This window comes from Pseudoteredinibacter isoporae (assembly GCF_040372805.1).
In the GTDB taxonomy this organism is placed as follows: Bacteria; Pseudomonadota; Gammaproteobacteria; order Pseudomonadales; family Cellvibrionaceae; genus Pseudoteredinibacter; species Pseudoteredinibacter isoporae_A.
Genome location: NZ_BAABWJ010000006.1, coordinates 151,690 through 174,987 on the forward strand (window position 1 = coordinate 151,690; position 23,298 = coordinate 174,987).

Below are 23,298 nucleotides of genomic sequence, written 5' to 3' on the forward strand. Positions count from 1 at the left end.
ACCCTATTTTTGACGGGTAATGTAATTATCGATGCCAATGGGCCTTCTCGGCACCGCAAAAGCTGGCATACTGCTTATCGCTTTTTAGCGGCCGGAAACGACAATTCTGAAGCCTTGAAACGACACCCTAACTAAGGTTTAGCCCAGATTGTGATGCTTGGCCAATCGCCCTGACGACAGTCATGATAGGCAAATCAAGGGAAATAGCCGCCGGCTGGGAATTTTTGTACAGACGTGCAGTCGAAGCAGACAAGCTAGGACCATAGTGCTTTCACCAGCGACTGGGTCCGATTCGTGATAGGAGTTAACCATGAAATCCATACAGTCTCTATGCATTGGCCTGTGCCTATATGCACTAACCAGCCCAGGCTTCGCAAATACCTCTGATGACGAAGCATCTGAACCCAAACCGGAGATGTCTCTGATTGTCGATCAGTCACGGCTGCAAATCCATCGCAGCAAGGCTCTGGAAGCCACTCCCCGATCCAGTGAGGTTTTCGATCACATTCAGCTGCATCCAGTCAGTGTCACGTTCCGTCGCAATTGGCGACGGGATTACAATCTGGACAGAAATTCCTTGTCCAACCACATCAGCAAACAGGATGAAGACGAGCTGCGCCAAAAGACCGCTGAACTCTTCGATGAAGAGTTCAGTAAGCTGATCCCAGAACATAGCCGCCTGGCCCTGAGCAGCGACGCCACGGCTAAGACACTGGTTCTCAAACCTCGTATCGTCGACCTGGTGATCAATGCCCCTGATTTGAAACACAGCAACGCCAGCCGACGCCTCAAAGTGTATTCTGCTGGGAAAGCCACCCTGCTTCTGGATGTCTTCGACGGCTCCAATGGCGAGCTATTAGGCACCATTCGCTCGAAACGCGAAGCCACGGAATACCATCAGCTGCGCAATGCCAGCAGCGTGTTCAATCGCAGCGAAGCGAAGCGCATTATTCGTCGTTGGGTTAAAAACCTGGACCGCAACCTCACCACTTTACTCGACGGCACCACCGTTTAGTGTCAACTGGGGCGATGCACAGAGCTTCGCCCCAGACTCTACCGGCCTTTTTTATCGGCCCATTCTAAAAGCCTGAATTTCACAACATCCCATCGCACTCATGAAGCCCCAGTATTGATCAGGCTTCTTTTCATTATCGTTCAAGTTTGCTGTTGTCGAGAGCCTATTGGGGATACAATAGGCCCGTTGTTAAGTAGAGTCTCTCCCATGAATTTTCAACACATCAGCTGCCAGGAACTCAATGAACGTCTTGAAAAAGAGGCGTGCCAACTGGTAGATATTCGTGACCCCCAATCCTATAGCCTTGGCCGTATTCCAGGCTCAGTTCATTTAAGTGATCGCAACCTCGATGAATTTTTATTGGAAGCAGACCCTGACCAGTCAACCATTGTGATCTGTTATCATGGAAACAGCAGCCAGCAAGCGGCGGCCTTTCTTGCGCAAAAAGATTTCACTGATATCTACAGCCTGGATGGTGGCATGGAGGAGTGGCGAACCTTGTTCCCTCAACACGTAGAAACTGCTTAGCACACCATCATTCGCCCCAAGTCAGTATAGATTAGAGCCCCCAATTCATGGACGCCCTCAGCTTAAGTCAATATGCCCTCATCGCGCTGGTCTTTGTGTGGAGTGGAATTGTTCGTTCAGGCTTAGGCTTCGGTGGCGCCGTTCTGTCTCTGCCCTTTCTGCTGCTAATCGATGATCGCCCTCAAGTTTATCTACCGATTATTTCGGTGCATTTACTGCTGTTTGGTGGCCTCACCGTTTTACGTGGCCAACAACAGTATCGCAAAGACCCGCAAAACGACACCAGTCCGGTAAACTGGGCATACCTCAAAAAAGCCATGGCCATTATGATTATTCCCAAAATTGTGGGAGTACTTGGCTTAATCAGCTTACCGAACGATGTATTGAGCGGCATTATTTTTGTGATCGTTTTTGCTTATTCTCTCAGTTATATTTTTAACAAACCGTTCAAAAGCCAACGCCCCTGGTTGGACACTGTGTTTCTGATCTTGGGTGGGTATATCAGCGGAACCTCGTTGATTGGCGCCCCACTTATTATTGCCGTCTTCAGTAAACACGTTCACAAGAATCAGTTGCGCGATACCCTGTTTGTGCTGTGGGTTATTCTAGTCGCCATCAAAATGGTCGCCTTCATTTGGGTGGGATTGGATCTGCAGCTCAAACACGCGGTGTATTTACTCCCACCCGTTGCTCTGGGTCATTGGATAGGCTTGAAGCTTCACCGTCGCCTGCAACAAGCAGAACCCGTTATGTTTTTCCGGGTGATTGGCTTTGCCCTTTTGAGTATTTGTTTTGTGGGCCTATATCAGGTCATCGCCTAAGCGCCAGTCGTCATTTTCCAGGTAACCCATTGAAATCTGCGACTAAGGTGTTATGTCATTTTGAGTAAAAGTGGGTAGAGTCACCGTCTAAGGATACAGAATCACAAATGGAGGTGAATTCATGTCAGTTCGATCCACACTCAGCCCCCTGAAACATCGTTCAAATACTCGAGGCCTACTCATCCTGACCCTGGCCATGGGCTTCACGCACAACAGCCTTGCTCAGAGCCAATTGGAGAACCCGGTTGCCAAAAAAGTCGAGTCGGGCGTTTCCGTTATCAGTGGCTGGCATTGCAGCGCACAGGAAATCGAAGTCTTTATTGACGGCAAAAGCATTGGCTTGGCCGGTACCGGCACCCAAAGACCCGATACCGAATCCGAGTGCGGGCACAGTGAAAGTGGTTTCTCCCTGCTCTACAACTATGGCTCACTCCATGAAGGCAATCACAGCATCAGTGTTTATGCGGACGGCGAGTTATTTGCCCAGCGCCTGTTCAGTACGCTGCGCCCAGCCGGCCCAACGACCGAATTTCGTTCCGACTTAGCGGCTCAGGGTTTTGTTTACGATTTCCCCAAACCAGGTGATGCCTTGGAGTTGGAATGGGAAACCGCCAAACAGGCCTTTACCGCTCGCAGGAGTTACCGCAACGCACTCAACACCGGTTTTACCGTGGTGCAATATAACCGCTCATTTTCAGGCTATGGACGAGGCATGAAACAGGGAGAAGAAGTCTTTCCTCAACGAGACCCATCAGAATTCAGCTTTAATATCAGCCGCCAAGCCTTCGAAATGACTCGACACAGTGACACCTTTGGGCAGTGCACCTACAGTGGGAACATCAGCTTCAGCTTTTCAGGTATTGAAAGCGAAGGAAGCTACAACTGCGCGCACGAAAACGGACGCTACACGGCAACATTGGGCGTGAATGGAAGCGACGGCGTTATCAACGGCCGATTTTCGCTGACCCCGGCGAACAGCCAGGAGAGCTACAAAGACGTCATGATAGGAATTGCCCCCTAGCCAACCAAGGCCCTGATATAAGCAGGGCCCATCCCCAGGGTTCCACACCAAAGTCCAGTTGGGCCGTTAGGTAGAAGATCGATCCGTGAGAGGACGAAAACAGTCCTCTAAGCAATCCTGAAGCGCCGTAATCTTGATGTTACCAACATAGTTTCGATGATACACAAACCATAGGCCATCCTGGCTTAGGGAGGCCGGCAACGTATACGGCAGCCCAACAAGATCCTCGTTCGCGAGCGTTTTAAACTCCGCCATAAGACCAATTCCCATGCCCGCCTTAATCGCCCAATCCAGATCCGAAAAATGGTTACTCTGCAGAACAATTGCCTGCGCTGGAACGCGATCCAGAATGTGCTTCACGAAGGGAATGTGCTTCTTCTCAGCGGAGGGCAAGAGCCAATCATGCTGCTCAAACTCCTCCACACTTTGAGGCAATCCCCGTTTGGCAATATATTCCTTATGGCAGTACAGGCCCATTTTGAAAGCGAATAAGCGGCGGGCAATGATATCGGCCCCTTTGGGTTGGCTCCCAGCTCTGAGTGATACATGGGTGATACCGATGGCAGGCGAAATAATTTCATCGGTGGTCAGCAGACGTATACTCATACTTGGGTAGCGTTCGCGCATCTTTTTGATGGCCGGGGTAATCAAGGACACATGGTCTGGCAAGCAAGTAATGTTCAGCTTACCACTCGCCGCATTGGTGACAGCTTCCATTTGGCTGTCCAACTGGGAGAACATCTGCTGAATATCCGGCAAGCCCTGCATCAACACGCGCCCGGCATCGCTGAGCTGATAGCCACGCTGATGCCTCAAAAACAGTTTGATACTCAGGCTCTCCTCCAAACGATTGATGTCCCGAAGCACCGTTGCATGGCTGGTGCCAAGGGTTTTGGCGGCCTTATTCAATGAACCCGAGATCGCCACTTGATACGCAACCCGGTAAAGGTCCCAACTAATGTCTCGACGGCTCAAGACTACCGCTTCACTCTTCGCCATCCATTTCCTCCCCAATGGCCGTCCAGATAGACTGCTAAACAAAAGATTTGTTCAAATATGAACATCTATTTTATAAATTATTGAATAGCCTTCAAGAACAAAGCAAGGTAAAGTGTGCAACTTCTGGAGGTAAGAATGATTCGCAACACAAACAACGGCTATGGCTGGGTAAGCATCGGTCTGCACTGGGCCATGGCTTTGAGCATTTTTGGTCTGTTTGGCCTCGGCTTGTATATGGTCGACCTTGGGTACTACGACCCTTGGTACCGAAGCACCATGGATTTGCATAAGAGCGTGGGTTTGGTATTGGCCTTAGTCTACGTGGTTCGCCTGATATGGAAACAAACCCAGGTCAGCCCCGAGGTGATTGCCGATAAATCCTGGCAGAAGTTGGTCGCCCATCTTACCCATGGATTGCTTTACCTTGTTTTACTGGTGCTGATGGTGAGTGGTTATTTAATATCGACCGCCGACGGCCGAGGCATAGAGGTATTTGGTCTGGTTTCTGTACCAGCCTTGCCCATTGCTTTTGAACAACAAGAAGATATTGCCGGCGAGATTCACTGGTTATTAGCCTGGAGCTTGATGGTTTTAGTGGGCATACACGCCCTCGCTGCCCTGCAGCACCACTTTATTTTGAAAGACAATACACTTAAACGCATGCTGTGGCCTCAAAAAGCACAGTAAATGCCTATAGTTAAGGAAGCATTATGATCGTTAAAAACTTGATGAAATTTACCGCTATCGCCGCCACTGCCGTGGCCAGCATCCAGGCTAGCGCCGCGGATTACCAGGTGGACATTAAAGGTGCCCACGCTTTTATCAACTTCAAAATCAAGCACCTGGGTTACAGCTGGTTGACTGGCCGCTTCAACACTTTTGACGGCCAATTTAGCTGGGACGAAAAAACGCCTAACGCCAGTAAGATCAATATTGAAATCGACACCAACAGCATTGATTCCAACCACGCTGAGCGCGACAAGCATTTACGCGGTGAGGATTTTCTGAACGTTAAAAAATTCCCTAAAGCCAGTTTTGTGAGTGAGAAAATCGAATTTTCAAGCCCCACCGAAGGTACCGTTACCGGTACATTGACCCTGCACGGCGTCAGCAAAACCATTAGCTTCCCTGTAGAAAAGCTGGGCGAAGGTAAAGACCCATGGGGCGGTTACCGCGCGGGCTTCGCCGGCGCGACCACACTGAAACTGGCTGACTACGGCATGACCTACAATCTGGGCCCGGCTTCTACTCATGTAGAACTGGAACTGTTGGTTGAAGGCATTCGCAAGTAATTCATTTGCGGCGATCAATAAAAGGCCAGCTTATACGCTGGCCTTTTTTATGGGCGTAGAACTTTCGAACGCCACGGTGTTTTCTACTATGGAGCTTCCATTCCATATTGTTTGGCAAAGGCCTGAAATCCTTTTTCGGTAAACCGAATCGCCCTTGAATCAAGATCCTGTTTTGCCCAGGATCGGCCTATAGCATCATGTAACACCCACTTCCCTAAGCTTCCAGCAAGATGGCTTCGTCTCTCGCTCCAATCCAGACAAGACTTGCATAAGGGTCTGCGGGAACTTCTCAACACGTCAAAATCGGCACCTAAGCGCTTGAAAAAAGTTCGTCCTAATTCCGTAAGCACAAGTTCATAGTCTCGCTCGATAAAGCAGCCTTTCGCCACCAACGCATCAAACAACTGCACCGCCACCTCACCGGCCAGATGATCGTAGCAAACCCTGGATTTTCTTAGTCGCTCATCCTTTGGTCCAGTTGATATATTCGCTACGGACACCTTCGCACCGATATTCAACATTTGCTCAATGAGCTCCGCAACCTCAGCGCAGCGAAGTTGGAAATATTTATGGCGCCCCTGCTTCCTGACCACAATCAATTCGCCCTCAAGCAACTTGCCAAGGTGACTGCTTGCAGTTTGGGCGGTAATTCCAGCTTCCAATGACAGTTCTGTTGCGGAAAGGGCTTTCCCACTCATTAGGGCAGTCAGCATTTTGGAACGCGCAGGGTCTCCGATCAGCTTGGCTATATAAGCTATATTGGGTTCCATCTTGTTTTCTCTGCCATTAAAACGCCTGAATTCCCCAACAGTTCGACCGCCGCCGAAGCGTCACGTAATGAATAAATTAGACTGCCAAAAAACGGATATGGAGACAAGCACTTTGAAGATCACCTGTTTTATTGAATACCAAATCGACCCATTCAAACGAGAGCAATTCCAGCAATATGCCGACAACTGGGGAAAGATCATTCCCCAGTGCGGAGGAGAACTACTGGGTTACTTTCTACCCCACGAGGGTACCAATAATACCACCTTTGGATTGATCAGCTTCGATTGCCTGGCAGATTATGAACGCTATCGTACTCGCTTACGCGAGTCGAAGGAGGGAAAGAGCAACTTTGATTTCGCACAACGCGAGCAATTTATTCTGAGTGAAAAGCGTAGCTTTCTGGAGGTGCTTCCTTCTACCTATAAACGCAACCCCATAGGGCAACAGCAATGATCGCCGTACTGTTCGAGGTAATCCCCAAAGCGGAGAACAAAGAGCTTTATTTCTCCATAGCACAGGAATTAAAGCAGGAACTCAGCAATATTGAAGGCTTTGTTTCGGTGGAACGATTTCAAAGTCTCACCGATACAAACAAATATTTATCGCTGTCTTTCTGGGAAAACGAAGCCGCAGCCCAACATTGTAAAACACATGTTCAACACCAAACGGCACAAAAAAGAGGTAAGCGGGAAGTCTTTAAGTACTTCCGAATAAGAGTCGGCGAGGTAATTCGTGACTACGACTGGCAAGCTAAGCAATAAATGGGGTAAAAACAAAAAAGCCAGCTTTTATGCTGGCTTTTTGTTAGGCAGTTCAGCAAGCTTACTTCTTTGCGATAGCGCGCAAATCGACCGATTGCCAATGCGGGAAGTGTTTACGTACCAATGCGTTTAACTCGAGTTCAAATTCAGAGAACTCATGTTTTGCATCAACGCTTTGGGCTTCCAGAAGTTCAGTCACCATGCCAGCACCCACCGTGATGTTACTGAGACGGTCAATCACAATAAAAGCGCCCGTTGCGCGATTATTCTGATAGGCATCGGCAACAACCGATTGCTCCAGCTGAACATCAACCAAAGCGATATCATTCAAGGACAGTTCCTCAGCCGGTAGTTTCTCCTGAGTGTTCACGTCAATACGGTGTTCAATATCGAAGACACGCCCTGGGCTGATCTTGCTGGCAAACTTGAAGAGATAATCTCTGCCCGGCGCCATTGCACCTTCGGCCATCCACACCAAATGAGCTTTTAACTGGTTGCTCTGAATAGCCTGATCATCTGTACCGGCTTTAACCAGAGTATCGCCACGGGAGATATCAATTTCATCTTCCAATGTGATGGTGATGGCTTCGCCTGCAAAAGCCTGGTTCGGAGAAGAACCGTGAACGACAATTTCCTTCACTCGACTCTCTTTACCAGAAGGCAGGGCTTTAAGGGTATCGCCTACCGCAACCTGCCCAGAAGCGACCGTGCCACAGAAACCTCGAAAATCCAGATTTGGGCGGTTGACATACTGTACCGGGAAGCGAAAATCATCCAGATTTTTATCTTCGGCAATAGACACCGACTCCAACACTTCCATCAAGGTCGGCCCCTGATACCAAGGCGTATTTTCGCTGGCGTTCACCACGTTATCGCCTTCAAGAGCAGACATGGGAACAAACTGGATATCGATATCCTGGCCGCCCTGCAAGCCTTTTAATTCGTCGGCAAACTTCAAATAGTCCGCTTTAATGGATTCATAAACGGCTTCATCAAAGCCTTTCAAGTCCATCTTATTAACGGCAACCACCAAATGCTTAATGCCCAGCAGAGACGCAATGTAACTGTGACGACGCGTTTGTGGCATAACACCGTGGCGCGCATCGATAAGAATAACCGCCAAGTCACAAGTCGATGCACCCGTGGCCATATTCCGAGTGTACTGCTCGTGGCCGGGAGTATCGGCAATGATGTACTTACGTTTTGCGGTAGAGAAGTAACGATAGGCAACATCAATGGTGATGCCTTGCTCACGCTCGGCCTGCAAACCATCGACCAACAACGCCAGATCAATTTTTTCACCGGTGGTGCCATGCTTACCTGTATCAGCCTGTACAGCTTCCAGCTGATCTTCATAGATCATTTTGCTGTCATGCAGCAGACGGCCAATCAAAGTGGATTTACCGTCATCAACGGAACCACAAGTCAGGAAGCGCAGCAATTCCTTGCGCTCGTGCTGCGCCAAATAGGCATGAATATCTTCAGCAATCAAATCGGATTGGTGGGACATTAGAAATAGCCCTCCTGTTTTTTCTTCTCCATCGATCCCGAACTGTCGTGATCGATCACTCGGCCCTGTCGCTCAGACGTTGTCGTCAGCAACATTTCCTGAATAATGTCTGGCAAAGTGTTCGCCTCGGACTCCACCGCACCGGTTAATGGGTAACAACCCAGCGTTCGAAAGCGCACCATTTTTTCCTGCACCTCTTCACCATCTTCCAGCGGCATACGATCGTCATCGACCATAATCAACACGCCGTCGCGCTCAACTACCGGGCGCTTTTCGGCCAGGTACAACGGAACAATTGGAATGTCTTCCAAATGGATGTACTGCCAGATATCCAACTCGGTCCAGTTAGACAGAGGAAACACTCGAATGCTCTCACCCTTGTCAACCTTGCCGTTGTATATATTCCACAGCTCCGGGCGCTGATTCTTAGGATCCCAACGATGGTGTTTATCCCGGAAAGAGTAGACACGTTCTTTCGCACGAGACTTCTCTTCGTCGCGGCGGGCGCCACCAAAAGCGGCGTCAAAGCCGTACTTATCCAAGGCCTGCTTTAGGGCCGCAGTCTTCATGATGTCGGTGTGCTTGGCGCTGCCATGGGTGAACGGGCCTACGCCCATTTCCACACCTTCCTGATTGATGTGAACGATCAGATCCCAACCCAGGTCCTTAACGCGCTGATCGCGAAACTCTATCATCTCGCGGAATTTCCAAGTGGTATCCACGTGCATCAGGGGAAATGGCGGTTTGCCTGGGTAAAAAGCTTTCATCGCCAGATGCATCATCACGGCGGAATCTTTACCCACGGAGTACAACATCACGGGGTTATCAAACTCCGCGGCCACTTCGCGGATAATATGAATACTCTCCGCTTCTAACTGTTTCAAGTGCGTCAATTGCGCTTGCGAGGCTGCTTCGGACATGGTCGTCTCTTTCAATTGCTATGCAGGCTGAATGTAATCGTTTCCGGAGGTGGGAACGCTGAAAACAGACATGCGCCCACCACCCGAGCGGGCACATTATAAAAAATCTTTTACCGAAAGGTTAACGACTCTTTACTTCTAAGCTTATGCCGGAAGACTGCGCCAATTCGACAAAAGTCGGGAAGGATGTCGCCACATTAGCGGTATCACAAACCACGATGTTATCGCTGGCACGCAGGCCGGCAATGGTAAATGACATGGCGATTCGGTGATCGTGGTGGCTCTCGACCTGCCCGCCACTGAACACTTCATTTTCGCCGCCTTTGCCCTGGATAACAATTCCATCCGGCGTCGCTTGAGCATCGATGCCCAAACTGACCATACCATCTGCCATGACTTGAATACGGTCACTTTCTTTCACGCGAAGCTCTTCAGCACCGGTCAGAACCGTTTCACCTTCCGCGCAAGCGGCCGCAATAAACAGCGCCGGGAACTCATCAATGGCCAGGGGCACTTGGTCCTGAGGAATACGAATGCCCTTCAAAGGCTGGTAGCGAATGCGCACATCCGCCACGGGCTCACCGCCGACTTCACGCTCATTTTGCAACGTTAAATGAGCACCCATTTCACGCAGAATGTTCACCACCCCAACACGGGTTGGGTTCATACCCACGTGTTGCAAAGTGACGTCAGAGCCCGGAGCGATCGCCGCAGCAACCATAAAGAACGTTGCAGAGGATATGTCCGCTGGCACTTCAATCTGACAGGCTTTCAACTGACCGCCACCCTGCAGGCTGATGCGATCACCTTCACGCTTCACGTCATATCCGAACCCACGCAACATACGTTCGGTATGATCACGGGTTGGTGCCGGTTCCGTGACCGAGGTTTCGCCGTCCGCATACAGGCCCGCCAGCAATACACAGGACTTCACCTGGGCGCTGGCCATTGGCATATCATAGTGAATACCGCTCAACCCTTTATTCGCACTGATTAACATCGGAGGGCGACCTTCTTCTGCGGTCTCGACTTCGGCACCCATCTCACGCAAAGGAATGGCGACACGGTTCATCGGACGTTTATTCAAAGAGACATCGCCACTCATTTCGCTGGCAAAACCCTGCCCAGCTAAAATGCCGGCCAACAGTCGCATAGAGGTGCCGGAGTTACCCACATAGAGTTTTCCCGGGGGGGCCTGTAAACCGTTCAGGCCCACACCATGAATTTTAACTCGCCCCTTTTCGGGCCCTTCAATAACCACCCCCATATCGCGGAACGCCTGTAAGGTTGCCAGAGCATCTTCGCCTTCCAAAAAGCCCTCGACCTCGGTAACGCCCTCCGCCAGGGACCCCAACATAATCGAACGATGGGAAATGGATTTATCACCGGGAACCCGCAGTTCCCCATTGACGCTGCCGCCGGGCTGCACGTGGTAATCAATAATTGTTTGCTGTGTATCTTGCATGGTGTGGGTATACGCTCGTTGTTCTAATAAGGTGGTAAAGTGATCTCTTGCGGCTTTTGCGCGAGTAAACACCCCCAATAGATGCTCACTGTTTTCGCTTTCAATGGCATCACGCAGGCGATTCAGATTCTCTGAAAACATCGTTAGCGAATCGAGAATGCTGTCTTTATTTGCCAGCATAATATCGTGCCACATCACCGGGTCGCTGGACGCGATTCGAGTAAAATCCCGAAACCCTCCGGCCGCATAACGAAAAATATTTTCGTTTTCTGAATCGTGGGCCAGAGTATCCACCAGAGAATAGGCAATGGCATGGGGCAAATGAGAGGTCGCGGCTAGCACCTCATCGTGCTCTGCCACATCCATTTCGAGCACTTCAGCTCCGACGGCCTTCCAGAGTTCACGCACGAGATGAACATGCTCCGCTCCAGAATCTTGATGCGGTGTCAGAATGACCCGGTGATCAATATAGAGTTCGGCATTCGCGGCTGTAACGCCACTTTTTTCAGCGCCAGCAATCGGATGTCCGGGAACCAGCTGCGCAGGCAGCTTGCCATATACGGCTTGTGCTGCGGCAATCACACTGCCCTTCACACTGGCACCATCGGTAATGGTGACCTGATCTGAAAGCTTGGCATTGATATCGGCTAAGGTCGCTTCAACAGCCAGTGTCGGCACGGAAATAAATACCACATCCCCGGCACCCAGTGCAGGAGAGATGTCGGACAAATCGGTAAAGGCTTGGTCCACGACGCCAAGTTCAACCGCGTCGTGGCAGGTTTGTTGGCGCCGGGCAATTCCAATAACCGAATCGCATATACCGCGTTCGCGGGCTGCTTTTGCCAGGCTGCCCCCAATTAAGCCGATACCAATGACGACCAAACGTTTGCATTGGCTCATAGTCTGGTCCCTTTATAAAACAGCTTCAGGGTAAGAGCCTAATACTCTCAAATCTGCCGCTTTTGAACCGACTTCCTCCAGGGCTTTCTTTACGATGGCGTCTTCCATATGGCCAGCGAAATCGATAAAAAACACGTAATTCCAGGTACCTGAGGCCGCAGGGCGTGTTTCAACGCGAGTCAGATCAATGCCGTACACATGGAAAGGTTGCAACAAATCATGCAAGGCACCCGGCTCATTGCGCATCGCCACAACCACCGAAGTTTTGTCTTTGCCACTGGCTGGCACTTTTTGCGTACCAATAATTAAAAAGCGCGTTGAATTGTCGGGCTGATCTTCAATTTTCTCAGCGTGCACCTTCAAGTCATACAAATCGGCGGCCATTTGACCAGCAATGGCTGCCGCATTCCACTCACCTTTCAATCGTTTCGCGGCATCAGCATTACTGCTCACTGCAACACGTTCAGCATTAGGGTAATGAGCATCCAACCACTTACGGCACTGGGCCAGTGATTGGGAATGGGAATAAATGCGGGTGATGCTGTCGGTTTTCGTCACATCCGAAACCAACAGATGCTGGTGAATGCGCAATTCAACTTCACCACAGATTTGAAGATTGGACCCCATGAAATTATCGAGGGTGTGATTCACGACACCCTCGGTGGAATTTTCAACCGGTACAACACCGTAATTTACGGCGCCAGCTTCCACTTCACGAAAAACTTCGTCGATGGCCGAAAACGGCATTGCCACAGCAGAATGACCAAAGTGCTTCAGAGCCGCTTGTTGGGTGAAGGTACCTTCCGGGCCGAGATACGCCACTTTGGTTGGCTCTTCCAGAGCCAGACAGGCCGACATAATTTCACGAAACAGGCGCGCCATTTCTTCATCGTCAAGCGGGCCATTGTTCATGGACATCGCTTTGCGCAAGACATTGGCTTCGCGCTCTGGCCGATAATACACCACCGCTTCGGTGCTACCGGCCGCGTCCAAGGCCGATTTTTTTACGTCGGCAACGCTTTGTGCACAGCGTGCACGTTCGCTGATGAGCTGGCAGATTTCATTGTCGATGCGATCAATTTCATCGCGCAGCTGACTTAATTGCGCCTCATTGGCGGGGGTATTTTCTTGCTCTGACATGACTTTTTACTTTGCTATTGGCTGAGTTCCACGGCCTGCTGGCGGTGGCTCTTTGTTTACTAGAATATGTGTTTTATCAATAATACGTTTATGGTGTAAACCTTGGGTGAGGATTTTATTAAACCGGGATAAATTCTCTCACCCCGGCAAAAACCAACCCCCTGAATTTAAACAGCCCGATCAGTATCACTGTCGGGCTTTTGTATCTCTACTCACCCTCTTGTCGGGGTGTTTGTTCTATACAACGGTTCTCCCGCTGATTGCTAACAGCGTTATTCTGTTTCGCTGCCAGCGTCTTCGCCCTCTGAACCCTCGGCATCTTCTGCATCGGATTCTTCGATACGTTCGACACCGATCAGATGCTCACCTTCCTTCAGTTTGATCATCCGAACACCCTGAGTATTTCGACTCATGATCGACACTTCGTCTACCCGGGTACGAACCAGGGTACCCTGGTCAGAAATCAACATGATTTCATCGCCTTCAAATACTTGGACACCACCAACCAGTGGACCATTACGCTCCGTCACCTGCATCGCAATCACACCTTGGGTGCCGCGGCCTTTGGTTGGGAAGTCATCCACTTGGGTTTGTTTGCCGTAACCGTTTTCACTCAGGGTCATCACACGCCCACCGTCCTGAGGAATGACCATCGAGATAACGGTTTGACCATCCTGCAATCGAATACCGCGAACACCACGAGACGTTCGACCCATCGCGCGCACATCGGATTCTTTAAAGCGTGCTGCTTTGCCCGCTGAGGACAGCAGCAGAACGTCGTTACTGCCTTCTGTAATAGCTGTACCGACCAGCTCATTGCCCTCTTCCAAATCTATGGCGATCAAACCGGAACTGCGTGGGCGAGAGAACTGGGTCAAGGCTGTTTTCTTCACGGTACCATTGGCGGTCGCCATAAAGATAAAGTGATCATCATTGTATTCTTTTACAGGCAAGATGGAGGTAATGCGCTCATTCTCTTCCAGCGGTAATAAATTCACCATTGGGCGACCGCGCGACTGGCGACCAGCAACTGGAATCTGATACACCTTCAGCCAATACACTTTACCGGCGTTGGTGAAACACAAAATCGTATCGTGAGTGCTGGCAATCAATAGATGTTCAACAAAGTCTTCATCTTTCACTGCCGTTGCAGCCTTACCCATACCACCTCGGCGCTGAGCCTGATAATCGGTGAGTGGCTGAGTTTTGGCGTAGCCACCATGGGAAATGGTGACAACGCGATCTTCTTCAGTGATCAGATCTTCTACTGTCAGGTCTTGCTGGGAATGCTGAATCGCGGTACGGCGCTCATCCCCATAATTGGCAATAACTTCCTGAAGCTCCTCACGAATCACTTCCATCAAACGTGTTGGGCTGCCTAAAATTTCCAGGTAGCCGGCAATTTGCTCCAGGCGTTCCTTATATTCAGCCAACAGCTTGTCGTGCTCCATACCGGTCAGGCGGTGCAGGCGCAATTCCAAGATTGCCTGAGCCTGTGCTTCTGACAGGTAGTATTTGCCATCACGCAAACCAAACTCTGGGCCCAGATTCTCAGGGCGGCAAGCGCCTTGCTCCAAGCGCTCGATAAAGTCGCCAATTTCGCTGGTTTCCCAGCCTCGCGACATCAAACCCGCTTTTGCTTCCGCTGGGCTTGGTGATGACTTGATCAGTTCAATAACCGGATCAATATTCGCGATAGCAACCGTCAGGCCTTCCAAAATATGGCCGCGCTCACGAGCTTTGCGCAATAAATATACAGTTCGACGGGTAACCACCTCTCGGCGGTGCAGCACAAAGTACTCAAGCAATTGCTTCAAGTTCAGTACCCGGGGCTGACCGTCAACCAGTGCCACTACGTTGATACCAAAAACAGACTGCAACTGCGTCTGGGCATACAAGTTGTTCAACATGACTTCGCCCGACTCGCCGCGCTTCATTTCGATAACAACACGCAGGCCGTCTTTATCGGATTCATCACGCAGGCCATCGCTGGCAATGCCTTCAATCTTTTTGTCTTTAACCAATTCGGCGATTTTTTCAATCAAACGCGCTTTGTTCACCTGGTAAGGAATTTCGTGAACAATAATGGTATCGCGATTGGTTTTTTCATTGTGGATTACCTCGGCCTTGGCACGCACATAGATGCGACCACGACCGGTGCGGTAAGCCTGCACAATACCGGCACGGCCATTAATAATGCCGGCGGTTGGGAAATCCGGACCCGGAATAATTTCCATCAACTCATCAATGCTGAGATCCGGGTTATCGATCAGAGCCAAACAGCCGTTGACCACTTCAGTCAGGTTGTGAGGCGGAATATTGGTCGCCATACCCACCGCAATACCGGATGAACCATTGACCAGCAGGTTCGGGATACGGGTAGGCAGTACTTCGGGAATCTGCTCGGTGTCGTCGTAGTTAGGCACGTAGTCGACGGTTTCTTTGTCGAGATCAGCCAGCAGATCGTGAGACATTTTCTGCATGCGGATTTCGGTATAACGCATAGCAGCTGCACCATCACCATCGATGGAACCGAAGTTACCCTGGCCATCAACCAGCATATAACGCAAAGAGAACGGTTGGGCCATACGCACGATGGTGTCGTAAACCGCAGAATCACCGTGTGGGTGATATTTACCAATTACATCACCAACCACACGGGCCGATTTTTTATAGGCTTTGTTCCAGTCATTGCCCAATTCGTTCATGGCGAACAGAACCCGGCGATGCACCGGCTTCAAACCATCACGCACATCAGGCAGAGCTCGCCCAACGATAACGCTCATGGCGTAGTCCAGATAGGACTGCTTCAGTTCGTCTTCAATATTGATTGGTGATACTTCTTTTGCCAAATCGCCCATAAACGACCGCTTTCCTTATTATGCCTATCTTCGAATGCCCTGCTGATCAGCAAGCATAAGCTTGTGACACTGGCCATTTCTGGCCACCTGGCCTATCAATTGTCCGCAGCTTGATGCTGATTGCCGTCCCCCACATGAAGGGCTGTAGAGCCACTTCAGCGGCGCACCATTTAGCGAACACATAAAGGCCCAAATCTTACCATAAAATCATGTACTTGGGGCATTTCTGGGACGCTCAGGCGCATTTCATAGGGATTCGCGAGAGATTTGATGAAATTGACATAATTTATTGGCCCCAAGACGCGTATAATGGCCCTCAACTTGGATTCCCGATGTTCAAATTATCAGGGCGCAAGTAAGAATCGCCCTACAGAAATCAATAAATAAGCATAAAAATTGCTTTGCCCCGGGGCGAACGAGCTACGGGGCACTTGACCCGAAGAGGCCCCATACACTTTATGTCACACGCAATCGATCAATTGATCCACTGCCGCTGGCTCATCACCATGGACAGCGAGCGCCGAGTGCTGGAAAACCACAGCATTGCCATCAAAGACGGAAAGATCGCCGCGATCGTCCCCAGCGCCGACGCCGAGGAACAGTTCAGCGCTAATGAGTGCATCACCCTTGAACAACATATTGCCCTACCCGGCCTGGTGAATACCCACGGCCATTTGGCGATGACCCTGCTGCGCGGCTATGCCGATGATTACCCGCTGCACGACTGGCTCAATGACCACATCTGGCCCGCCGAAGGTAAATTTGTCAGCCACGAGTTTGTCGCCGACGGCGCTCGTCTGGCGATGGCCGAAATGATTCGCGGCGGTACGACCGCTTTCAGTGACAATTACTTCTTTCCCGAAGCGGTCGCCGAAGTCTGCGCCGAAGTCGGTATGCGCGGCAGTCTGTACAGCCCTATCCTGAATTTCCCGACCGCCTGGGGCTCCGGTCCTGACGAAACCATTCCCAAAAGCTGCGCCCTGATCGAGCAATATCAGGACCATCCTTTGGTGAATATTGGTTTTGGCCCTCATGCACCCTATACCGTCAGCAATGAAGCCTTTGCCGAAATAGCCAAGCAGGAAGCCAAGTACCAATGCGGCATCATGGTTCACCTGCAGGAAACCCAGAAAGAGGTGGATGATTCCATCGAAGAGCACGGCAAACGCCCGACCGAACGGCTGAATGAACTGGGCGTCATGAACGAACGCACCCAATGCGTCCACATGACCGCGGTCAGTGATGAAGACATTACCCTTCTGCAAGCAAGCAAAAGCCATGTAGTGCACTGCCCTGAATCCAATCTGAAACTGGCTAGCGGCTTCTGCCCAACAGAGAAACTGCGCAATGCTGGCGTCAACGTTTCTCTGGGTACCGATGGTGCCGCCAGCAACAATGATCTGGATATGCTCAGTGAAATGCGTACCGCCTCTATGTTGGCCAAAGTCGTCGCTGACGATGCCAGCGCCCTGAAAGCTATGGACAGTTTGGCCATGGCCACGATCGACGGAGCCAAAGCCCTGAACATTGACAGCGTCACTGGCAGCTTGGAGGTCGGCAAAGCCGCCGATATCGCCACGGTGGAATTGAGTGCCTTAAACGCCCTGCCCATGTACGACCCGGTGAGCTACTTGGTGTACACCAACTGCAGCCATCAAGTCAGCGATGTGTGGGTTGCCGGCGAACGTTTACTGGCAGCAGGTGTTCTACAAACCATTGATGAGGGCGCACTGCGCGACAACGCGCTGCAATGGCAGACTAAAATCAAAGGCTAAAGCCGCACTATGATTCCCTTACCGGCCTTTAACGCACGCCTGTGCAATTAAGGCCGGTTCGTCGGCCCCTTGCCTCCCAACAAAATTCCTCCACAAGCCAAACCCTATCGATACGCAGCCTTTCGCAATGCTATAATCGCGATCCCAAATGCGCGTCTCGGCGCCCAGTCTTAAAAAGGTTTGATGAATGAGCACAAGTACGGCTTCCAGCAATGTCGACCCAGCCGAAGTGGCTAAATTTGAAGCACTGGCCAGCCGCTGGTGGGACCGCGAAGGCGAATTTAAGCCTTTGCACGATATCAACCCACTGCGAGCCAACTATATTGATGAGCGCGCCCAAGTCGCCGAGAAACGTTATCTCGATGTCGGCTGTGGTGGTGGAATTCTGACCGAAGCGATGGCGCAAAGAGGCGCCATGGTGAACGGTATCGACATGGGCGAAGCCCCTCTGCAGGTAGCCAAACTTCACAGTTTGGAATCGGGAGTCGAGGTAAATTACCGTCGCTGTACCGCCGAAGAACTGGCCGAGAAAGAAGCCGGGCAATACGACGTCGTCAGCTGCCTGGAAATGATGGAACACGTTCCCGATCCCGCTTCTGTTATTCAAGCCTGTGCCGATCTCTGCAAACCCGGTGGCGATGTATTTTTCTCGACAATCAATCGCACCCCCAAAGCCTATGCTCTGGCTATTGTTGGGGCGGAATATATTCTGCGCTGGCTCCCCAAGGGCACACACGAATACAGTAAATTTATTCGCCCTTCAGAGCTGGCGGCCGGTTTGCGCCAGGCTGGTTTGGAGCTGGTCGACATTACCGGGATGACCTACAACCCACTGCTCAAACGCTACAAACTCAACCCAAAGGACGTGGATGTAAATTATTTGGTTCACGCACGTAAACCCGTCTAAGCCCCAATATTTTTATGCCTAATTTAAAAGCGGTATTGTTCGATCTGGACGGTACCTTGATTGACACAGCGCCGGATTTTATTCGTGTGGTACATCAATTGCTGCGTGAGGACAATCGTCCATTGATCGCAGAAGAACGCATTCGCGCCACTGTATCGGCCGGCTCACGAGCCCTCATCCAACTGGCCTACGATTTAGAACCCGGCCATGCAGATGTAGAACCGCTCCGCGAGCGCCTGCTGACACTTTACGAACAAGGGATCGCCATCGACAGCAAGCCGTTTGCAGGCATTAATGAGCTGCTGAAGAAACTTGGGGAGCATCGTATTCCCTGGGGTATATCCACGAACAAGCCCGAGTACTATACCCGCTTGCTTATGGAGCAATTGCCTCTAGACCCAATGCCGGCCATTGTACTTTCGCCCGACCAAGTGCCCAATGCCAAGCCGGCTCCAGACTCCCTGTTTATTGCCTGCGATCATATTGGTTGCCAGGTCGAAGAAGCCATTTATATCGGCGATCATGAGCGCGACATCCAATGCGGACAACGCGCCAGTATGCCCACCATTGCAGCCGCCTACGGTTACATTCCGGAAGGAGAATCGGCCCATGATTGGAATGCCGACCATGTGGTGGATCACGCCGAAGAAATTTGGCCTCTCATCGAAGAGCGGTTGTAAAATTACTGCATTCTTTTCTGAACATCGAAACAACAATCAAGATCCTATTTGAAACACTACGGACTTGAAATAACTACGGATTACCGCCCTATGGATCACCCCAAAGACATTCAGCAACTCAGCATCGAAGCGGCTGCTTTTCAGGCAGATGACGACGCTCTGAAAGGTAAGGTCATCGCGATCACAGGTGCGGGCGACGGCATCGGTAAAGTTGCAGCCCTCTCTTGCGCGGCGCACGGCGCGACTGTGATTCTACTCGGCCGAACCATTCCAAAATTGGAAAAGGTTTACGATGACATTGAAGCCGCGGGCTACCCACAGGCCGCCATTTTTCCGATTAACTTTGAAGGCGCGGTGGAAAAAGATTACAACGATATGGCCGACGCCATTGATGCGGAATTTGGTCGCTTAGATGGCCTGCTCCACAATGCGGCTCAACTTGGACCACAAACTCCCCTCAGTAACTATGAAGTCGATAATTGGCAAAAACTGATGCAGGTTAATGTCACCGCTGGATTTTTGATGACTAAGGCCCTGATGCCTTTGCTGGAAAAAGCCGACAATGCCAGCGTGGTATTTACCAGCTCATCGGTCGGTCGTAAGGGTCGAGCCTATTGGGGCGCCTACTCGGTGAGCAAAGCCGCCGTTGAAAATATGGTTCAAGTTTTTGCGGATGAAATGGACGGCATCAATAATGTCCGGATGAACTGTATTAACCCAGGCGCGACTCGCACTCAAATGCGCGCCAGCGCCTACCCCAGTGAAAACCCGGCGCAGCTGAAAACACCTGCCGACATCATGTCCTCCTATTTGTATCTTTTGAGTGACAAGAGTGTGAACTTGAACGGGGTGTCTATTGACGCGCAGATAAAACACTAAGCGCTTTGAGCATTTCTGGCGGCCAGCTCAATATGCCTGAGCTGGCCTTGCTGATTGAACACCCGTTTCGAGTTTGTAGAATTCCGTCAACAGAGCACGCCATTGCTCATACTGCTGCTCAGCCGATCCTTTCAGGGTATAGACCCGATCATTCAGTTCAACAATCACAGGGTTTAATTCGACTGTGAAACTCTTAGCCAAACTGTTCCACTCCTGCTCAAAAATCTTATTGATGTTATAACGTCGGTAGCTGTTACTGATGGCTTCAAACCCGCCAGCGCGGATCTTCTTTATACCATCTTCACCACTCATACGTCTAAGCTGAAGTTCCAGGTCTCGCTCACAGGAATACCGTGCCCATAATTGGTAAATTGGCCCCATTTTTTTATGCAGGCCTTGATAATGCGCATCGACTGTATCAATGAAAAGGTGATGGCGAACACGCATACTATCGACTCGCTGTTGCATAGGGTCATTATGAGCAAGCAAGCGTTTTATCGCATAGTGGCCCTGAGAATCTTTTTCCAACAAATCATCGAACGTCATCGGCGCGAGATCTTGCGCATGACGAATTTCCGCGATGCGCTGAATGCGGCGCAGATCTGCATCCGACAACGTACGTTTAACGGCCAGTAAATCATTGGCGATTTGCTTATAAAGGTTTTCAAACGGCTCAGAGGATGTCTTGTCCACCTTCAGGCACAAGTCCGAATCAAAGTCAGACAGGTTCAAGGTTTCATCATCGGCAATGCCTTCCTGGCTCTGAGCATAGCGAGCACTGTAAACCTTATTGAGCCATTCACGGCCAGTGCTGTCTTGCGCCACAATTCTGAAACTCAACACGGCACCGTCCGAATGCAATACCGAACCCGAAATTTGCAGATCCGTAGATAAATCAGCCTGGGGCAAAACCCGCACCGCTCCCCATTGATTGGATGCCACCAAGGTATTGCGCAAAATTAGCGGCAAGTACTGACGCTCAATATCCAGAATCTCTTTACCAACCCAGGCACCAAACTGCGCTTCGGCCGCTTTGCTTTTCGCCCGCTCATTCTCGATAGTAAACACAGGAATGCCGACATTGAGAAGCCGTTCTAATTCTGGACGCTCTGCGGCTTGCTCCAACGCCACAAGCGGCGCTGCATCCTTAATATGATCTGCAGCACCCCGAGGAAGACGTTCTCTCGAAGAACCGCTGCACGCCGTTATACCGAGACACAGCAAACCAACCAGGTAATACTTCAACCCCATACTCACGTCTAACGTTCCCCAGCTTGCTCGCCCAGCAAATTGCACACCTTACCTCGACTGATGGTTTGACGACAGTTGTACTGATTATTTGAATCCCCAAAACGCGTGAAGAACTGCACAAGTTCAAAGGAAGAACCGCGGTGAGACACCCGGGTTTGCATGTTGATCGACTGTCGATCCGCCGATATCCGAAAGTGGTGCAAAATTTCTGTCCCCTCATTCAAACTGATCTTGAAAATCAGGCGATTCGAAGACCAAACACAACGCTCAGAGCCAAACTCATTGCCGCTAGACACCGGTTTCTTGCCGACGGTGCATACCAGATCCGCTTCCCCCTCTCGCTCTATCCGCACCTCATGTTCATCCTGTTTGATACTCATGATGTTGTAACGGCTAATGGACTCGGTAAACCTGGCGAGATCGATGATATTGGTACGATTACCACCTAGATTTACCTGCACTCCCGGTACGCGGGTATCCCCACCTCCACCTCGAGCTCGCCGATCCGCCGCACGTCGTAACTCAGCCAGCTTGGCCTTAACCTGGCGCTCCCAGTTGTCGCTGCGCCGATAGTCCTTTTCCCAAGCGCCCGAGAAATCCGGACGAATACTCAGCTGAGGAAAAATGCCCTCACCAACCTGGGGGACATCTTCTCCATGACTCGAAGCTGCTATCAGCAGCAAACAGACGATAAAGCCTCGTCCCAGTTGAATTACGACGCTCGAAGCCATTTCCGTTATATGTGGATTGCGGCGATTCATAACAAGCCAGTACTCACCAAGACCGTATCAGAAGGAGAAAGAATGAATAGGAATCAGAATAGTAAATGGAAGAAAGGTTCCCCAGTGTCACGATCAGCAACACTTAAATCGCCCCAAATCGTATGCGTTTAAACCACCCTGCTGGCTACGGCGTTCTATCAAACGTTCATTCACCTTTTTATACCTCTTCACGCACGTCTTTCCTGATGCCTGTTCCCCTGCGTATCTAGCACTTCCCCCTCGTTGTTAAACTGAGGGCCAATCAGATGATTTACGTTGGCTTTAAGGCTACAATACTGATCAAAAATTGAGCTAATTTCAAAGGGATATAAGAATAAATGAAAACCTTTACCGTTGTTATTGCGGATGATCATGAGATTATTCGCGATGCCATTCAAAGCAAAATGAGTATGCACTCTGACATGGGGCAAACGGATTTCGAATTACTCGCATGTGCTGAAAACGGTATTGATGCCATCGCTACAGTGAAAGCTCACAAACCCGATTTACTCTTCCTCGATATCTCCATGCCTCTGGCAAATGGATCAGAAATCATTCACGACATTCGCCGCTGGAGCCCGGACACAAAAGTGGTGGTGTTTACAGGCGTTAGCGCCCCTGGACTGATAGCAAGTATTGTCGAAACCGGGGTTGATGGATTATTCAGCAAAAGCACTTCCCTCAATGACATGTTCCAACAAATCCCAACCATTATGCAAGGTGGACGCTATGTAGCACCTGAACTTGTCGAAATCATTGATCAGGGCCAAAAAGCCCTGACCTTAACCGGGCGCGAGCGGCAAATACTCAATATGGTGGTCGCTGGAAAGACCAACAAGGACATTGCCTCCGAACTGAACATAAGCCCCAAAACGGTCGACAAACACCGAACCAGCTTGATGCAAAAGCTGGATGTGCACTCGGTTGCCAAATTAATGGTGCGGGCATTACAAGACGGATTAGTAGAACCCGTCTGATCACGCCACATCAGCGTCACTAAAAGAAGAGCTCAAATGGGGTGTTTACCCCATTCACGGAACA

The 23,298-nt window shown here is 50.5% G+C and carries 22 protein-coding genes; 13 read left to right on the forward strand and 9 right to left on the reverse strand.

The window, feature by feature from the left end; genetic code table 11:
* Positions 1 to 310 precede the first annotated feature (310 nt).
* From ABWW03_RS13315 to ABWW03_RS13330, 4 genes are all read left to right on the forward strand, one after another.
* Positions 311 to 1,015: a hypothetical protein gene (locus tag ABWW03_RS13315; protein WP_353408852.1), complete on the forward strand. Its 705-nt coding sequence runs from the start codon at positions 311 to 313 to the stop codon at positions 1,013 to 1,015.
* A gap of 207 nt (positions 1,016 to 1,222) precedes the next feature.
* Entirely contained in the window at positions 1,223 to 1,543 is a 321-nt protein-coding gene (glpE, locus tag ABWW03_RS13320) for a thiosulfate sulfurtransferase GlpE (RefSeq protein ID WP_353408854.1), read from the forward strand.
* A gap of 47 nt (positions 1,544 to 1,590) precedes the next feature.
* Positions 1,591 to 2,364 carry a sulfite exporter TauE/SafE family protein gene (locus tag ABWW03_RS13325; protein ID WP_353408856.1) on the forward strand — a complete coding sequence of 258 codons (774 nt, stop codon included), beginning with the start codon at positions 1,591 to 1,593 and terminating at the stop codon, positions 2,362 to 2,364.
* Positions 2,365 to 2,485: 121 nt separating this feature from the next.
* Positions 2,486 to 3,385: a hypothetical protein gene (locus ABWW03_RS13330; RefSeq protein ID WP_353408858.1), complete on the forward strand. Its 900-nt coding sequence runs from the start codon at positions 2,486 to 2,488 to the stop codon at positions 3,383 to 3,385.
* Positions 3,386 to 3,451: 66 nt separating this feature from the next.
* Here ABWW03_RS13330 and ABWW03_RS13335 read toward each other — a convergent pair whose 3' ends face one another.
* Positions 3,452 to 4,384, reverse strand: coding sequence for a LysR family transcriptional regulator (locus ABWW03_RS13335; protein ID WP_353408860.1), 933 nt, complete (start codon positions 4,382 to 4,384; stop codon positions 3,452 to 3,454).
* A gap of 135 nt (positions 4,385 to 4,519) precedes the next feature.
* Between ABWW03_RS13335 and ABWW03_RS13340 the strand changes: the two genes are divergently transcribed.
* Both ABWW03_RS13340 and ABWW03_RS13345 read left to right on the forward strand, forming a co-directional pair.
* A complete protein-coding gene (locus tag ABWW03_RS13340; RefSeq protein WP_353408862.1) occupies positions 4,520 to 5,071 on the forward strand; it encodes a cytochrome b in 552 nt (183 codons plus the stop codon).
* 23 nt (positions 5,072 to 5,094) lie between these two features.
* Positions 5,095 to 5,676: a YceI family protein gene (locus tag ABWW03_RS13345; RefSeq protein WP_353408864.1), complete on the forward strand. Its 582-nt coding sequence runs from the start codon at positions 5,095 to 5,097 to the stop codon at positions 5,674 to 5,676.
* Positions 5,677 to 5,762: 86 nt separating this feature from the next.
* Here ABWW03_RS13345 and ABWW03_RS13350 read toward each other — a convergent pair whose 3' ends face one another.
* Positions 5,763 to 6,446: a winged helix-turn-helix domain-containing protein gene (locus ABWW03_RS13350; protein ID WP_353408866.1), complete on the reverse strand. Its 684-nt coding sequence runs from the start codon at positions 6,444 to 6,446 to the stop codon at positions 5,763 to 5,765.
* 67 nt (positions 6,447 to 6,513) lie between these two features.
* On the opposite strand from ABWW03_RS13350, the gene ABWW03_RS13355 reads away from it, so the two are divergent.
* On the forward strand, positions 6,514 to 6,900 hold the full coding sequence (locus ABWW03_RS13355) for an NIPSNAP family protein (protein ID WP_353408868.1): 387 nt from the start codon (positions 6,514 to 6,516) through the stop codon (positions 6,898 to 6,900).
* Complete coding sequence (locus tag ABWW03_RS13360; RefSeq protein ID WP_353408870.1) at positions 6,897 to 7,208, forward strand: antibiotic biosynthesis monooxygenase family protein; 312 nt, start codon at positions 6,897 to 6,899, stop codon at positions 7,206 to 7,208. Before ABWW03_RS13355 ends, ABWW03_RS13360 begins: the two co-directional genes overlap by 4 nt.
* Positions 7,209 to 7,269: 61 nt before the next feature.
* Here the strand turns inward: ABWW03_RS13360 and cysN are convergent, their stop codons facing one another.
* The 5 genes from cysN to gyrA form a co-directional block, all read right to left on the reverse strand.
* A complete protein-coding gene (gene cysN / locus ABWW03_RS13365; RefSeq protein WP_353408872.1) occupies positions 7,270 to 8,718 on the reverse strand; it encodes a sulfate adenylyltransferase subunit CysN in 1,449 nt (482 codons plus the stop codon).
* Positions 8,718 to 9,638 (reverse strand): sulfate adenylyltransferase subunit CysD, encoded by a 921-nt coding sequence (cysD, locus tag ABWW03_RS13370; protein WP_353408874.1) that lies wholly within the window; start codon positions 9,636 to 9,638, stop codon positions 8,718 to 8,720. The genes cysN and cysD overlap by 1 nt, the downstream gene beginning before the upstream one ends.
* A gap of 121 nt (positions 9,639 to 9,759) precedes the next feature.
* The gene (locus ABWW03_RS13375) at positions 9,760 to 12,003 is read right to left on the reverse strand and encodes a bifunctional prephenate dehydrogenase/3-phosphoshikimate 1-carboxyvinyltransferase (RefSeq protein ID WP_353408876.1); all 2,244 of its coding nucleotides are present in this window, start codon (positions 12,001 to 12,003) and stop codon (positions 9,760 to 9,762) included.
* Positions 12,004 to 12,015: 12 nt separating this feature from the next.
* On the reverse strand, positions 12,016 to 13,143 hold the full coding sequence (gene pheA / locus ABWW03_RS13380; protein WP_353408878.1) for a prephenate dehydratase: 1,128 nt from the start codon (positions 13,141 to 13,143) through the stop codon (positions 12,016 to 12,018).
* Positions 13,144 to 13,415: 272 nt separating this feature from the next.
* Complete coding sequence (gene gyrA, locus ABWW03_RS13385; RefSeq protein WP_353408880.1) at positions 13,416 to 16,004, reverse strand: DNA gyrase subunit A; 2,589 nt, start codon at positions 16,002 to 16,004, stop codon at positions 13,416 to 13,418.
* Between the two features lie 458 nt (positions 16,005 to 16,462).
* On the opposite strand from gyrA, the gene ABWW03_RS13390 reads away from it, so the two are divergent.
* From ABWW03_RS13390 to ABWW03_RS13405, 4 genes are all read left to right on the forward strand, one after another.
* Positions 16,463 to 17,779 (forward strand): TRZ/ATZ family hydrolase, encoded by a 1,317-nt coding sequence (locus ABWW03_RS13390; protein WP_353408882.1) that lies wholly within the window; start codon positions 16,463 to 16,465, stop codon positions 17,777 to 17,779.
* Between the two features lie 187 nt (positions 17,780 to 17,966).
* A complete protein-coding gene (ubiG, locus tag ABWW03_RS13395; RefSeq protein WP_353408884.1) occupies positions 17,967 to 18,686 on the forward strand; it encodes a bifunctional 2-polyprenyl-6-hydroxyphenol methylase/3-demethylubiquinol 3-O-methyltransferase UbiG in 720 nt (239 codons plus the stop codon).
* Between the two features lie 14 nt (positions 18,687 to 18,700).
* Positions 18,701 to 19,366, forward strand: a complete 666-nt coding sequence (locus ABWW03_RS13400) for an HAD family hydrolase (RefSeq protein WP_353408886.1) — start codon at positions 18,701 to 18,703, stop codon at positions 19,364 to 19,366.
* Between the two features lie 90 nt (positions 19,367 to 19,456).
* A complete protein-coding gene (locus tag ABWW03_RS13405; RefSeq protein WP_353408888.1) occupies positions 19,457 to 20,245 on the forward strand; it encodes a YciK family oxidoreductase in 789 nt (262 codons plus the stop codon).
* A gap of 27 nt (positions 20,246 to 20,272) precedes the next feature.
* Here the strand turns inward: ABWW03_RS13405 and ABWW03_RS13410 are convergent, their stop codons facing one another.
* Both ABWW03_RS13410 and ABWW03_RS13415 read right to left on the reverse strand, forming a co-directional pair.
* On the reverse strand, positions 20,273 to 21,496 hold the full coding sequence (locus tag ABWW03_RS13410) for a hypothetical protein (RefSeq protein ID WP_353408890.1): 1,224 nt from the start codon (positions 21,494 to 21,496) through the stop codon (positions 20,273 to 20,275).
* Between the two features lie 8 nt (positions 21,497 to 21,504).
* Positions 21,505 to 22,257: a hypothetical protein gene (locus tag ABWW03_RS13415; protein WP_353408892.1), complete on the reverse strand. Its 753-nt coding sequence runs from the start codon at positions 22,255 to 22,257 to the stop codon at positions 21,505 to 21,507.
* 338 nt (positions 22,258 to 22,595) lie between these two features.
* Between ABWW03_RS13415 and ABWW03_RS13420 the strand changes: the two genes are divergently transcribed.
* Positions 22,596 to 23,234, forward strand: a complete 639-nt coding sequence (locus ABWW03_RS13420) for a response regulator transcription factor (protein ID WP_353408894.1) — start codon at positions 22,596 to 22,598, stop codon at positions 23,232 to 23,234.
* The last annotated feature ends 64 nt before the right edge of the window (positions 23,235 to 23,298 follow it).